The organism is Aquamicrobium terrae, from assembly GCF_052978165.1.
Map to the genome: position 1 here is coordinate 1 of NZ_JBRKLZ010000002.1, position 13948 is coordinate 13948.

Here is a 13948-nt window from a genome sequence, read left to right on the forward strand (position 1 = left end):
TTTGTAGCGAGGGACCGACCCAGCTTAAGCCCCTGCGTCCGCAACAGGCCGTGGATCGTATTCTTGATTTTGCAGCATTGCAGACATAAACTGGCGGCGGTCGATCAAGAGCACCATTTGAGATGCCCGGCTCTTTACATGCACGGGTTTGAAGTGGCCGACGCGCATCAGGTTCTGTCGCAAACTCATCTTTAAGACGGATTAGCCCAATGCCCGACGCCGTTATGCAGTGAGGATATCGAACTGCTCGGCGAGTGACGGTGCCGGATTGCAGACGAACCTTGCCTGTCGTTTGCGCATCATGTGAACCATCTCGATGCCGGACAGGATTGTCGCGGCGGAGGCGGCTGACTTAAAGCCGAGCATGGGTCGGATCTGGCGCTTGATGCCTCGATAATCCTGCTCGATGCGGTTGTTATCAGGCATGTATAGGCGCGACGTACCAATCCGCATTCCCCTGCATGGATGGATCGAATACCGTCCACCTACCGGGATTGGGGTGTCGGGAGCACGCATGGCGGGCAGGCCGAAGTACCTGATGAACTGAGAGTTCGAGTTGTTATCTGGCCGCCCCTTCGACTTGCCCGGTTGCGCTGCGAGCGCGGATCCGTAGTTGTCGTGGAGCCCGCCGGCTCCCATGGTTGCTGACCCTGGAAAGGAGCCGGGAATAAGAAGCTTTACCCTCCCCCTTTCAGGAAATTTTCAACACAACCCATCTTGGTCCCCTGCATAACGGCGAGACCAAGCCCTCTTTAAATCATAACCCCAAATCTTGGACAAAGGTGCAGACGTAGGACACTCACAAACAGATCCCATTTTGTCGCCGCTCTATCCAAATCGACCTTCCAAACCGTCTGCCTCCGCTCCCGACGCATGTGGGATGCTCATCTCAAAGATTTCCGAGACGACTGTGTAGTCGTAAATATCCCATGCGAGCGATCGGGCGGATTGCGGTTATGTCGAGTTTGCCTTGCGCAGTTAACTCGTCTATCCATCGACGGTGCCTGACGACTTCTCGCGCTACATTATTGCCTGGCAACTATGAACCACAATGAAGGCGGAAGATGTCACCGACACGCTAACCATGGCCCTGCAGGCTTCCGGCTGCGAGAGTGCCAGGTCGTCCAGCGGCCGCGGCTCTTACCCGATAACGGCTTCATAGCCCGGCAAATATGCGATGAAGTTTGAGCCCCAAGGTCCCCGTGCGGGTCAGCATCAGCACCACCATGGCAATCCAGAGCCCATGATTACCCCAGACCTGCTGAAAGACAAATGCCGTGACAAGAAAAACAACCGTGGAGATGAACATGCTATTGCGCAGTTCCCGTGTGCGCATAGCGCCAATGAACACCCCATCCAGCATAAAGCTCGTCACCGAGATCAGCGGCAGAGCGACGACATAAGGAAGGAAGCGGATCGCCACGGCGCGAACCTCCTCTTGATTGGTCAACAGGGAAACGATCGCCGAACCCATCAGCGCGTAGCACAGGGTGAACAGAAGCGCGACCAGCCCGGACCACAGGAAGGCCGCCTTGATTACACGCTTCAACGCTTCCCTGCGACGTGCTCCGATAGCCTGGCCGACAAGGGTTTCGGTTGCATGCGCAAAGCCATCGAGGCCATAGGACGTGATGCCATGCAGGTTGAGCAGGACTGCGTTGGCCGCCAGGATCGCATCGCCTTCCCCCGCGCCGCTGCGGGCAAACCAGCCGAAGCTCACCAGCAGAAAGAAGCTGCGCAGGAATATGTCGCGATTGACGGCAATCAGGTTTCGGAATGCGGTCTTGTCAAGAAGATCGCGCAGCGCCAGGAGCGGACCCGCTCCATGCTGTCGAATGAACAGTAGTCCGGCAACAAAGGCAGCCCATTCGGCAATGGCTGTGCCAGCGCCGATACCGGCGACGCCCCAATCGAATCCGAAAACCAATATCACCGTGGCAACCAAGTTGACTACATTGAGCCCCAGCTGAAGAGCCAGCGAAATCACCACCCGCTGCTGGCCCAGAAGATAGCCTAGTACTACAAAGTTGCCGAGCGCAGCTGGAGCCGACCAAATCCGGGCTGAGGCGTAGGCAACGGCGCTGTCATAGACTGCTTCGCTACCCCCGAGGAGCAAAAGTCCGATTTCGATGATGGGCCTCTGCAGCATGATAATGAGCACACCGCTGGTTACGGCGATAAGAAGAGCACGCATAAGATGCGTGCGCATGAGCAGGACATCGCCGCCGCCCCAGGCTTGTGCAACCAGCCCGGTCGTCGCCATGCGCAGGAAACTGAAGCTCCAGAACAGGAAATTGAACAGCACGCCGCTCAACGCCACGCCACCGAGATACCACGAGCCCGGCAAATGCCCGGCCACCATCGTATCGACCAGCGACAATACTGGCTGGGCCAGATTTGCAAGGATGATGGGGAGCGCCAGCGTAAGCATCCGGCGGTTCCAGTTTTCATGCATTTGCGCCGGCGTCAAAAGATTCATTGCCCGTGGAAGCCCTGTTGAAACGAACTGTGTCTGACCACACCCGGTGCTTGGATGCTGGTCTTACCAGTCCATCACCACCTTGCCGGCATTGCCCGTGCGCATGGCGTCAAACCCCGTCTGGAAATCATCAATGCCGATGCGGTGGGTTATTAGGCCGCTGACATCGAGCGGGCCCTGCACCAGCGCAATCATCTTGTACCAGGTTTCGAACATCTCGCGGCCGTAGATGCCCTTGAGATGCAGCATTTTGAAGATGACCTTGTTCCAATCGATCGAGAAACCAGTCGGCGCAATGCCCAGGATGGCGATCTTGCCCCCATTATTCATAACGTCGATCATGTCGCGGAAGGCAAGCGCGGCGCCCGACATTTCAAGCCCCACGTCAAACCCCTCGGTCATGCCGATGCTATCCATGATGTCGCGTAGTTTTTCTTTCGAGGCGTCGACGGTATACTGCACTCCCATCTTGCGCGCGAGGTCAAGGCGCATCTGATTGATGTCGGTGATGACGACCTTTCGCGCGCCGACGCATTGCGCCACTAGCGCGCCCATGATGCCGATCGGGCCGGCGCCGGTAACCAGAACGTCCTCGCCAACTAAACCAAATGACAGCGCAGTATGAACGGCATTACCGAGCGGATCGAAGATGGCGGCCACCTCATCCGGTACATCATCGGGGATCGGCACGACATTGTGTTGCGGGATCGCCACATATTCGGCAAAGGAGCCGGGGCGGTTGACACCGACGCCCAGTGTGTTGCGGCACAGGTGCCCCCTGCCCGCGCGGCAGTTACGGCAATGACCGCAGACGATGTGGCCCTCACCGGCGACACGTTGTCCGGGTCCATATTCCGTCACCGCAGCGCCAACCTCGGCCACCGTACCGACAAATTCATGGCCGATCACCATCGGCACGGGCACGGTCTTCTGCGCCCACTCGTCCCAATTGTAGATATGCACGTCGGTTCCGCAGATAGCCGATTTCCCAACCTTGATGAGCACATCATTCGGGCCAATCTCCGGTATCGGCACGCGCTCCATCCAGATACCCGGTTCAGCCCTGGCTTTGACAAGCGCCTTCATCATGTTCGACATAGGCTATTCCCTCATATAACGCCAAGATCGCGGCCGACCTCTTCAAAGGCGGCAATGACACGGCGCACATCCGATTCGCTGTGGGCCGCCGACATCTGCGTACGGATGCGAGCCTGCCCTTTGGGAACGACGGGGAACGAGAAGCCAGTCACATAGATACCCTTCTGAAGCATGCGCGCGGCTATTTCCTGTGCAAGCACCGCATCGCCCAGCATGACCGGGATGATCGGATGTCTATCCCCCGCAAGCCTGAAGCCGAGCTTCGTCATTTCAATTCGGAACAGGTTGGCGTTGGCATAGAGGCGTGACCGTAGCCCATCTCCTTTTTCGACAATGTCGAACACTTTCAGTGAGGCAGCCGCAATGGCCGGCATCAGTGTGTTGGAGAACAGATAGGGCCGCGAGCGCTGGCGCAACCAGTCCACGATTTCCTTCCGGCCCGAAGTATAGCCACCCGATGCGCCGCCTAGCGCTTTGCCGAGCGTGCCCGTGACAATGTCCACCCTGCCCTCAACGCCGCAATATTCTGGCGAACCGCGGCCATGCCTGCCGACAAAACCAACCGCGTGGCTATCATCGACCATGACCATGGCGCCATATTTCTCAGCGAGATCGCAAACGCCCTGCAGGTTGGCGATGATGCCGTCCATTGAAAAGACGCCGTCAGTGGCGACCAGCTTGAAGCGGCTGCCTTCGGCTTTCTTCAGCTCTTCTTCGAGCGCCGCCATGTCGTTGTTGGCATAGCGGAAGCGCTTGGCCTTGGAGAGGCGTACGCCGTCGATGATGGAGGCGTGGTTCAGCGCGTCAGAGATCACTGCGTCTTCTTCACCCAGCAGCGTTTCGAACAGGCCGGCATTGGCGTCGAAACAAGAGCTGTAGAGGATCGTATCCTCCAGTCCTAGGAAACTTGAAATCCTCGCCTCGAGCTGCTTATGCTCCTCCTGGGTGCCACAGATAAAGCGTACCGAAGCCATGCCGTAGCCATAGCGATCGAGCGCCTTCCGGGCGGCCTCGCGGACTTCTAAATTATCGGCGAGGCCGAGATAATTGTTGGCGCAGAAATTCAGTACCTTCTGCCCGCCGGTCACCTCGATATTGGCCGACTGCATGGAGGTAATCACCCGTTCGGACTTGTAGAGGCCGGCAACCCTCAGCGCTTCCAACTCCTGTGAGAGGTGGGTTAGGAATGCTTTGCTCATAAGAAAACGACCTCATCTAAGCCGCCGTCGCGCTTCGCGAGGCAGCATTGGAGAACCCGGGGCAACGGTATCGCCGGCCTCCCACCCTTCTGGAGATACCCAAACGGGTGGGAAAAAGGCCGGCGACACCTCTGCGGTCAGGCAGCGACGGCATACCCATTGCGGCACAATGTCATGAGCTCGTCCAGCGACATCGCGTCGAGATCAAGCGTATTGAGAAGATCGTTCTCAGCAGTGAAGTCGCGGTCATACATAGCTGAGAAGATGCGAATGCCGGACTCATGCAGTTCCGCCGGGCAGCCAGCGAGACGCCCGATCTTCGCCGTCATGACCAGGCCAAAAGGAACGTCTTCCGTCACGTAGCGCGTGTCAGCGGTGCTCGGACCGCTGCCGCCATTTCCAGCCGCATGCATCTCCTGATTCATCTGCGAGATGGAGCTGATTGGCACATGAAACGAGAGATGGAAATGTTGAAAGATGTTGCGCACATCAAGACCGAGCTTGGTTGCAATGGCGATCCGCTCCTGGTCAAGCCGTTCGAGCAGACGACCGACTTTCGGGGTCACGTTCTGGCCCTGACTCCAGGTTTCGCCACGCTCCATGCGGGTCATGTTGCCCAAGGCGATGCCCATATGATTCTGCGGGTTGAGGTTGGAGAGCGCAATGGCCATCAGGTCACCACGGTCGAGGAAACGGTCGCCGAACAGATCCTTACAGACGGCAAGTCCCCTTTCACTTTGCGAAACCGGCACCGTCGCAAGGTCGACCTGCTTGCGCACCGTGTTCACATTGACAGATGTCGGGCTCAGCTGTCTTCCCGTAACCGCTGTCGTGCCCCATGCCACAATCGGAATGACAACACCACGCGTGGCCAGCAGGCGCGACAGATAGAGCGCACCAAACGAAGCATGCGAGCTGAAGATGACGATCTGCTCCGGTGTGATATGCGGGGCAATCGCGTCCAGGACCGCTTTATGGCCGTAGGCCGGCAGTGCGATGACCAGTACCTCGGTGTTGGCGGCGAGGTCTTTGCCACTGGTTGCCACGGCGGGATGGAAGGAGCCCACGATGGCGCCCTGCGCGACAAGCGCCTCACCGGTGGCCAGGGCCCGGGTGCGTTCGCCCGAAGGCGACCATAAAGTCACCTTGTGTCCCTGCTGCTCGACAAGCGCCGCCGTTCCATAGGCGATAGAACCTGCTCCAACAATTCCTACTCGCATGATTATTCCTTTTCTGATCAATCATGAATGCGACCAGCCGGCCGGTACTGTTTTTAGCCTATCGCGCCCGCGGCAAGCCTGGTCCGATATCGGCGGAGGCAACCACCAGGAAAGCTCGCGCCCCGACCGGGCCAACACTGGTCAACGAATGGGGCACGTCGGCCGCGTAGCGCGCCGTCTCGCCAGCGCGTACGCTCATTGTATTGTCCGCGCTCCACACCACAATCTCGCCCTTGGTGCAGTGCAGATGCTCGACAGTTCCGGCTCCGTGTGGATCGCTGACCAGCTTGCCCTCTGTCTCGAAGGTCAGCAGATACCATTCGATCAGCGACACCATGTTGGCCGGCGACAGGATTTGCAGGGTGCAGGTTCCGTCAGCACTGCGGATGGTCGGTGTCAGGTTTTCCGGCTGCAGGTCGATGCTAGGAGGGCCGCGCTCTTCGCTGGCGCCGCTCACCAGCCTGTTGAGGTCGATCTTGAGTGCGCGCGTCAGGTGCCACAGGGTACCGTATGTCGGATTGGCGTTGCCGCGCTCGATTTCCGACAGCATGGAGCGTGAAACGCCTGACAGAGCAGCCAGATCCGCCAGCGTCAGCTTCAGCTCTTTTCGATATTTTTGCAAACGCGGCCCAATTTCGGGTGGGTTGACAAGATCCATGATTATTTCCTCCTTGCCTCTAGAGCATGCATCTCCCGTCACGCCTCGATCGGCTCGCCGAGCGTGTGCATGAGCCGGTTGGCCCAACTGAACAGCGACGTAGACAGGATGAGGTCGAGGATTTCCTCCTTGTTCAGACCGGCCTCGACCAGCGCCGCCATGTCGACGGCGTCGGTTTCGGACGGACATTTCGAAAGATTGATCGCGAAACGGAGGATCGCCTTCAGGCGCGGCTCGATCTTAGCATCGGCGCCGGCGATGAAGATCGCCTCTATCACTTCAGGCTGCTTGGTCAGATGACTATAGCGACTGGCGTGGACAGCCGCACAATAGATGCAGCGGTTGACGATAGAGGCGCCAATAGCCCCAATCTCGCGCTCGGCGCGCGACAGGCCGCCTCTGTTGTACATGACCCCATTGAACAGTGGTGAGCGGTGCTTCAGCGTCTCGGCATCATGCGCCAGCACGAGTACATACTCTGATACCTTTGTGTTTGAGGGCGTGACTTTGAGCGCATCAAGCTGCTCTTGGCTAGCATCTGCCAGGTCAAGCGGCGTCACATAAGGCTTCCAGATTGGAATCTCGGTCGTGAATTCGTGGACAACTTTGGTCATGAAAGTCCTCGCAACAAGCGCAGCCCGGCGGCAACCCTGATCTGGTAGCTGACGAAGGCGACGAGTTCCGAAAGCCGGACAATGTCGGGCTCGGCGATGCCTGCCTCGCGCAGCCTCTCAATATCACTGCCTGTCGCATCCTTGGGCGCATGCGCAACCAGATCAACATGGCGAATGAGCGCCACAAGCCGCGCATCAGAACCGCCGTCGAACCAGATATCCGCGATCTGGGCGGTCTTACCGGAAGCGCCCGCCTTATCCATCAAGGCCCCGAAATGCACTTCGAAATCCTTGTCGTCATTGATCTTGGCGATGCGGCAGGCGAGCGCGGCACGCTCAGCATGGCTCAGCCCACCAGTCACTTCAGGCGTCAGTGCGGCGTCATGGGTCTGTTGTGTGAATTCCATGATATCCGCGCGGCTCGCCACCACTGCGGCCAGTTCACTTCCAGGCATGATGCCGACAATCTCCACGATTACGTTTCTTGCTTCGGCCATTGGCTCCTGCTCCTAAACCCGCGCCTCGTCCGGTAGGGGCGATGCGGTCCACTCATCGCCACACAGTTCCGGCATGTCGTAGTCAAGCAACTGCTGCCAGTACTGATCGAAATTCTCCACGTAGAGCTTGGCGGCGATCTCCCGCGCCAGCCATGCCGCACCTTCGCTGATGCCCGGAATATCGCCGCTCACCTTACCGAGGCTCGCGGCCGCGCTCGAATTGAAGCTGTGGATATTGGCAAGCCAGGGTGCCTGGCCCGGCTCGCGTTCCAGAAAGCTGAAATCGTCGGCGAGATAGGGGAACTTGCCGAGATCGGTATTCTCCTGGCCGGCCGGCGGCGTGAAGCGATCCCGCCACAAGAGAATCTTATCGGCATATCCGTCGAGCTCCTTGCGCGCCAGTGGATCGACCGTGAAGCCAGTGCCCAGGATGAGGAAATCCGCCCGCACCGGCTTGCCCTGCGATGTCATGATGACGATCCCGTTACCGTCGAGCTCGACCTTCTCGACTGCAGCGTCGAAGTGGAAATAGGCGTTCGGATGCCGACTGACGCGCATCGTCGAACCCCGCGGCGCCGGTGTCTGGGTGCGCAGCGAATAGTTCATAACCTGCCAGCGCCTAGCATCACCCAGTTTCGAGAAACCGGCAGTGAAGCCATACGAACCGATGCCCATCAGCTTGTTGATGCAGGGCATCTCCTTGCGCCGGATGAGGTGGCGGACCTCGGCTGCTCCTGCCTCCAAAGCCTCCGCGGCGTTATCAACGGCCGAAGCCCCGACCCCGATAACGACAACACGCTTGCCGCGCAGCGCGGCAAAGTCGATCTCATCCGAGGAGTGCGCCCAGAACTTCCGCGGCAGACCGTTAACGAAGTCGGGGATCTGGGGAAGGCCAAGGCCATCACGGCCGGTCGCCATCACCACCTTTCGGGCGAGCACCGACTCTTGCCGGGATTCCTTGCCGGTGAGCGTCAGCCGCATCAGATCGCCTTCGGGCAAGATCGCCTTAACCTCGACGCCGTTTTCCACCGGCAGGTCGAGCACCTTGCGATACCAGCGCAGATACTCCATCCACATCGGACGCGGAATCTTGTCAAGCGCAGTCCACGCTTCATCGCCGAACTGGGCCACAAACCAGGCACGGAAGGTGAGCGAAGCCATGCCATAGGCCGGTCCGATCAGTTGCTTGGGCGACCGCAGAGTTTCCATGCGCGCATAGGTGAGCCACGGCCCTTCGAAGCCCGGCTCGCTCCGATCGAAGATTCGAATATTACGGATGCCGCCGCCGATCAGAGCAAAGCTGGCGACCAGACCGCACATGCCGCCGCCGATGACGACGACATCATGCACGTGCCCTTCCGACGTGACGGGCACGACCCAGTCGGCCGGCGGATAGCACAGGCAGGAAAGATCGTCCTTCACGCGCTGCTCCAGATCCGACAGGCTTTTTGCCAATGAAGGAGTCACTGCCGCTGCACTATTGGTCATGGTTAAATACCCTCACCCTATGGAGCTGGTCGCATTGGTCGCCTGCTTGTCGTTAGCATCGATGGGGATGCAGGCCGCGTCCCGGTTAGGAATAGACCTGCCGGTTGGGAATAACTGTCGTGGTTTCGTGGCTCCACCCGACCCAGATATCCTTCTCGCCTTCAAGCTGGGCGGCTTCACCGGGATGCATCAACGCATTCAGCACGGCGCCATCGGCGACTTCGACCATCAGGGAGGTGTGGTTGCCCTTGAACACCCGCTGGCGGACCTTGCCCTTGACCCGATTTCCACTGGTCGGCTCTGCCGCCGAACACCGAATTGCCTCCGGGCGCAGGACCACATAGAGATGGTCGCCTGCTTTCGGCGCAAGGCCGCCCGGATTGGCCCTGATGGTGGCACCATTCCAGTCGAGCACCGTGACATCGCCTTCGGCACCGGTGACGGTACTGCGCAACAGGTTAGTCTCTCCAATGAAATTGGCGACGAAAACCGAGCCCGGCCGCCCATATAGCGTATGGGGATCGCCCATCTGTTCGATGCGGCCATTGTTCATCACGACGATCGTGTCAGACATGGTCAGTGCTTCCTCCTGGTCATGTGTCACAAACATGAAGGTCTTGCCGGTCTTTTCCTGTATCGCCTTGAGCTCGATCTGCATCTGCTGGCGCAGCTTGGCGTCCAGCGCGGACAGCGGCTCATCGAGAAGCAATACATCCGGGTCGGGTGCGAGCGCCCGCATGAGCGCAACGCGCTGGCGCTGGCCGCCGGACAGTTCGGACGGCAGGCGCTTGGCGTAATCCTGCAGTTGAACCAGTTCCAGAAGTTCTGACACCCTGCGATGGATGGCCGCATTGTCAACGCCCTTCAATTCGAGGCCGAAGGCGACGTTCTTGGCAATGGTAAGATGCGGAAACAGTGCATAATCCTGGAAGACAATATTTACGTTGCGCTTGTTGGGCGGAACCCGCGTCACATCCTTGCCACTGAGCAGGATGCGGCCGGAGGTCGGCAGGTCGAAACCGCCCAGCATACGGAGCGTGGTTGACTTTCCGCATCCCGATGGACCGAGCAAGGTGACGAACTTGCCGGACTCGATGCTCAGGTTCAAATTGTCGACGGCGACATGGCTGCCATAGCATTTCTTGACATTGTCGAACTGAACAACCGGTTCCATCAGCGTGTCCTCGCGCGGCGGGTGAGATATTCGGCGTACAGTCCGACGGCGGCGGTAACCACCAAAACGATCGTCGCCATTGCGTTGATTTCAGGAGACATGCCGCTCTGCACCTTGGCGTAGATCAGCATGGGCAGGGTCGGACGATAGCCACCCAGGAAGAAGGTGCGCACGAAATCGTCGATCGACAGCAGAACGCAGAAGATCATACCGCCCATCAGCGCCGGCCCGAGATAAGGAAGCGTTACACGATAGAAGGCAACGATGCTGTCAGCGCCGAGGTCGCGCGCCGCATCGACGAGAGTGCCGGGCATCGAGCGCAAGCGGGTAAGTGCCATGACGACGACGAAGGGAACGGCGTGCACGGTGTGGCCTAAAATGATTGCAGCCGTCCCTGTCGGCAGGTCGATGGTCGAAACGAAGATGCGCAGGGAGATAGCCGAGATCATGCCCGGCACGACAGCCGGCAACACGGCCAGCGCAAAGATGATAAGTTGGCCGCGGATGCCCTCGGCAACGATCAGCATGGCGATCCAGACGCCGAGCACCGTGGCAGCCATTGTTGTCGCTGCCGCGATCATGACCGAGTAGACGACAGCGTCCAGGAACTGCTTGTCCTGCATCACCGTCACATACCAGTTGAAGGTCCACTCGCCGATCGGGAAGGCGATAAAATTGGCGTCCTTGAAACTCATGGCCATCATCACCATCAACGGCAGGAAGAGATAGAGAATAAAAGCCCAGTAGAGCGCGCTCAGCAACGAGCGTGGGAGATCGGAAAATAGGCCACGCATCAGATTGCTCTCCTTTTGCTTCCGCCGACAATTCGCATGAAGACAGCGGCCGTGAAAAGTGAGGTCACCAACATGAGCATCGAGAAGGCGGCTCCGACAGGCCACTTGTCACTGGAGCCATGAAAGAAACTGCTGATTGTTTCAGGGAACAAGGCCGTGGTGGGGCCGCCGAGCAGCAAGGGTGTTGCAAAAACGCCAATGCAGGTGAGGAAGACCAGGCAGCAGCCCGAGACGATCCCGTCACGCGACAGCGGCAGAATGACCCGACGGAAACGTGTGAACGGGCCAGCGCCGAGATCGGCCGCGGCATCGAGCAAGGGCGACGGAATCTTTTCGATCGCCGAATAAAGCGGCAACAGCATGTAGAGGCAAACCAGGTAGATCATGCCAAAGCCTAGCGAGAATGGTGTGTAGAGCATCGGGATAGGCCTATCGATCATGCCGATCTCACGCAGCAGCACATTGATAGCGCCGCGATTGGCAAGGAGCATGATGACCGAGAACGTTCGGATCAGTTCACCCGCCCAGAACGGCACAAGCAACAGGAGCAGCGCCTTGGATCGGCCCTGCGGCTTGACGATCTTGGCCACATAGTAGGCAACGGGATAAACGACCACGAGGGTGATCGCCGTCGACACTGCGGCGAAAATGAAGCTTCTGATCAACGGCGTGAAATAAAGCGATTCACTGAAAAAGACCGCATAATTGGCCAAGGTGTAGCGCGACTCCACACCTGGCTGAACCGGGTAGTGCGAAAGGAGACTGATCTTCAGCATCTGATAGATCGGCCCCACGTGCAGCATGACCAGCCAGATCAGCGGCACACCAGCCAGAAGAACGATGCGACCGATCCGTGTCTCCACCGCAGCACCTAGCGTATGCCGGTAAAGCGCGGAGTTGACCACCTTGGCAATGCCGGTCGAATACTTTGGCATGGGCGTATCACGCGCCGTGCCGTATGCGGCTGTCATATTTCTGCTCATCTTGAAACGATCTCGGTTAGCGTAAATCTACCGGCGCGCAGCGGCTGCCCGCAGTTCGATAGTGCGCTGTTAGCTGTAACAGCGAGAACCTGCCTGCCCCGGAGTGCGAGCGCTCCGGGACAGGCATCAGCGATGCGAGGTTTGCCTCGGTCAGGCCGCTTTGACCTCTGCGGTCGCGCGATCAATCATCTCATTCTTCATGTCACGATTGAACGTGGAGAAGAAGATAATGCGGTCAATCTCTTCTTGCGGCAGCGTTGAAGCCAGTCGTTCGCGCTCCGTGAGTAGATCGCCGACACCGTTCATGGTCGAACTGAAGCCCGACTGGCGGGTCATTGCGGCACCCACTTCGGGGTTAGCCAGGATGGCGTCGAACAGCTTGTAGGCGTTCTCCGTGTTCGGCGCGTTGTTGACGACGTTGAGCGTGTAGCAGAAGCCGTAGGTTCCTTCCTTGGGAACTGAAAGCTGGATCGGATGACCGTCCATGATGAGCTTGGCGGCAGGCCCCGACCACGAATGGGCGAGATAAATGTCCTCGTTGATGAACATCTGCTGCACTTCCGAACCGGCGTCATAGTATTTGCGTACCATGTCCTTATTCTTGATCAGGAAGTCACGCGCCTGGTTGGTTGCCTTCTGAGCAGCATCCGGCTTGTCGGCATAGCTGACAAAGTCGCCATCATTGCCCTGATACAGCATAACAATCTGGAGAAAATCACTGATGATGTAGGATGTCAGTCCCTTGTATTGTGGATCGAACATGACCTCCCAGCTTGGCGCGTCCTTCACATAATCCACATTGCGGGCGAGGCCTTCATAACCCGCAAGAATTGGCAGCCCCCACAGATTGCCGTCGATACGGGTCCAAGGCGCGTCCTGATAAGCCTTGTTGAGGTTGTTCCAATTAGCAAGCTTGCCGGTGTCGAGCGGCTGAACCAACTTCGACCCAATAAACTGCGAATAGCGATGACCGGCGACGGTGACGATGTCTGTGGAAGGATTGGCGCCTTCGGCAGTCAGCAGGTTGTACTGCTTGCCCTGGTCGTCGGTCAGGCGGATACGGACCTCGATACCTGTATCCTTCTGGAACTTGTCGATGAACTCCTGCGGCAGGAATTTGTCGTAAGTCATGATGTTCAGGACACTGCTGGCTGCCCAGCTTGGTTGAGGACGGATGATGTAGGGCACCACGAGGCCCGCTCCGCACATACCAAGCAGTGTTCTGCGATTAACGTTGCCAATCCTGTTCATTCAAATCCTCCCTTTCAATTTGGCTCGAATTTCCGAGCGTGCAAGATCCATCGACGACCGTCTGGATATGAAATTTACGACCGGCATACCGCCATTCCAATATGGAAAGCCTCCCTATGCTTATCCATTATACCAGACTCTTTTCCGGTAAGAAGGAATACAGCCGGCATACCGGACGATTGTCAAGCCATCCTTGAAAGAAATTTGTCGGGCGCGTTTCGTTGGTGCATAAATAATATTCGAAGTGGATTAAACGAGGATTCTGTAAAAAGCCCGTTATTCAAAGCACTTCAAGATATCGGCCGAAGCATTGACATGGCTCGTAGAACGCACCGAAGGCTTGCTGGAAACTGTTGAAGCAATCTGTTGCGAACATGTCGAAACGCTGCAAAATCTGAACATAGCAAGCCGTACAAGCAGCTTAATGGCGAACAACCCTTGAACACCTGTGAGCAGGCGAGATCTCGTGATCGGAAATTCAGTGTGAACCGGA

The 13948-nt window shown here is 58.1% G+C and carries 12 protein-coding genes and 2 pseudogenes; 1 reads left to right on the forward strand and 13 read right to left on the reverse strand.

The features are described 5' to 3' along the window. Nucleotides 1-222 precede the first annotated feature (222 nt). Nucleotides 223-417 (reverse strand): annotated as a pseudogene (locus tag ACVCNR_RS17190) (DDE-type integrase/transposase/recombinase); the annotation flags it as partial. Between the two features lie 568 nt (nt 418-985). Between ACVCNR_RS17190 and ACVCNR_RS17195 the strand changes: the two are divergent. Further along, a pseudogene (locus ACVCNR_RS17195) lies at nt 986-1179 on the forward strand (IS3 family transposase); the annotation flags it as partial. On the opposite strand, the gene ACVCNR_RS17200 reads toward ACVCNR_RS17195, so the two are convergent. From ACVCNR_RS17200 to ACVCNR_RS17255, 12 genes are all read right to left on the reverse strand, one after another. Continuing rightward, a complete protein-coding gene (locus ACVCNR_RS17200) occupies nt 1157-2479 on the reverse strand; it encodes an MATE family efflux transporter (protein WP_447075729.1) in 1323 nt (440 codons plus the stop codon). The pseudogene ACVCNR_RS17195 and the gene ACVCNR_RS17200 overlap by 23 nt on opposite strands. A 63-nt stretch (nt 2480-2542) precedes the next feature. Further along, nucleotides 2543-3577 carry an L-threonine 3-dehydrogenase gene (gene tdh / locus ACVCNR_RS17205; RefSeq protein WP_447075730.1) on the reverse strand — a complete coding sequence of 345 codons (1035 nt, stop codon included), beginning with the start codon at nt 3575-3577 and terminating at the stop codon, nt 2543-2545. Nucleotides 3578-3588: 11 nt separating this feature from the next. After that, a complete protein-coding gene (locus ACVCNR_RS17210) occupies nt 3589-4776 on the reverse strand; it encodes a glycine C-acetyltransferase (protein WP_447075731.1) in 1188 nt (395 codons plus the stop codon). 137 nt (nt 4777-4913) lie between these two features. Continuing rightward, nucleotides 4914-5996 (reverse strand): NAD/NADP octopine/nopaline dehydrogenase family protein, encoded by a 1083-nt coding sequence (locus tag ACVCNR_RS17215; RefSeq protein WP_447075732.1) that lies wholly within the window; start codon nt 5994-5996, stop codon nt 4914-4916. A 58-nt stretch (nt 5997-6054) separates the two neighbouring features. Beyond that, the gene (locus ACVCNR_RS17220) at nt 6055-6654 is read right to left on the reverse strand and encodes a helix-turn-helix domain-containing protein (protein WP_447075733.1); all 600 of its coding nucleotides are present in this window, start codon (nt 6652-6654) and stop codon (nt 6055-6057) included. A gap of 38 nt (nt 6655-6692) precedes the next feature. After that, nucleotides 6693-7268, reverse strand: a complete 576-nt coding sequence (locus tag ACVCNR_RS17225; RefSeq protein ID WP_447075734.1) for a peroxidase-related enzyme — start codon at nt 7266-7268, stop codon at nt 6693-6695. After that, on the reverse strand, nt 7265-7765 hold the full coding sequence (locus ACVCNR_RS17230; protein ID WP_447075736.1) for a CMD domain-containing protein: 501 nt from the start codon (nt 7763-7765) through the stop codon (nt 7265-7267). Before ACVCNR_RS17230 ends, ACVCNR_RS17225 begins: the two co-directional genes overlap by 4 nt. A gap of 12 nt (nt 7766-7777) precedes the next feature. Then, nucleotides 7778-9253: an NAD(P)-binding domain-containing protein gene (locus ACVCNR_RS17235; protein ID WP_447075738.1), complete on the reverse strand. Its 1476-nt coding sequence runs from the start codon at nt 9251-9253 to the stop codon at nt 7778-7780. Nucleotides 9254-9338: 85 nt separating this feature from the next. Further along, nucleotides 9339-10427: an ABC transporter ATP-binding protein gene (locus ACVCNR_RS17240; RefSeq protein WP_447075739.1), complete on the reverse strand. Its 1089-nt coding sequence runs from the start codon at nt 10425-10427 to the stop codon at nt 9339-9341. Continuing rightward, on the reverse strand, nt 10427-11221 hold the full coding sequence (locus tag ACVCNR_RS17245) for an ABC transporter permease (RefSeq protein WP_447075740.1): 795 nt from the start codon (nt 11219-11221) through the stop codon (nt 10427-10429). Before ACVCNR_RS17245 ends, ACVCNR_RS17240 begins: the two co-directional genes overlap by 1 nt. Beyond that, nucleotides 11221-12192, reverse strand: coding sequence for an ABC transporter permease (locus ACVCNR_RS17250; RefSeq protein ID WP_447075741.1), 972 nt, complete (start codon nt 12190-12192; stop codon nt 11221-11223). The genes ACVCNR_RS17245 and ACVCNR_RS17250 overlap by 1 nt, the downstream gene beginning before the upstream one ends. Nucleotides 12193-12354: 162 nt before the next feature. Continuing rightward, on the reverse strand, nt 12355-13455 hold the full coding sequence (locus ACVCNR_RS17255; RefSeq protein ID WP_447075742.1) for an extracellular solute-binding protein: 1101 nt from the start codon (nt 13453-13455) through the stop codon (nt 12355-12357). Nucleotides 13456-13948 lie beyond the last annotated feature (493 nt).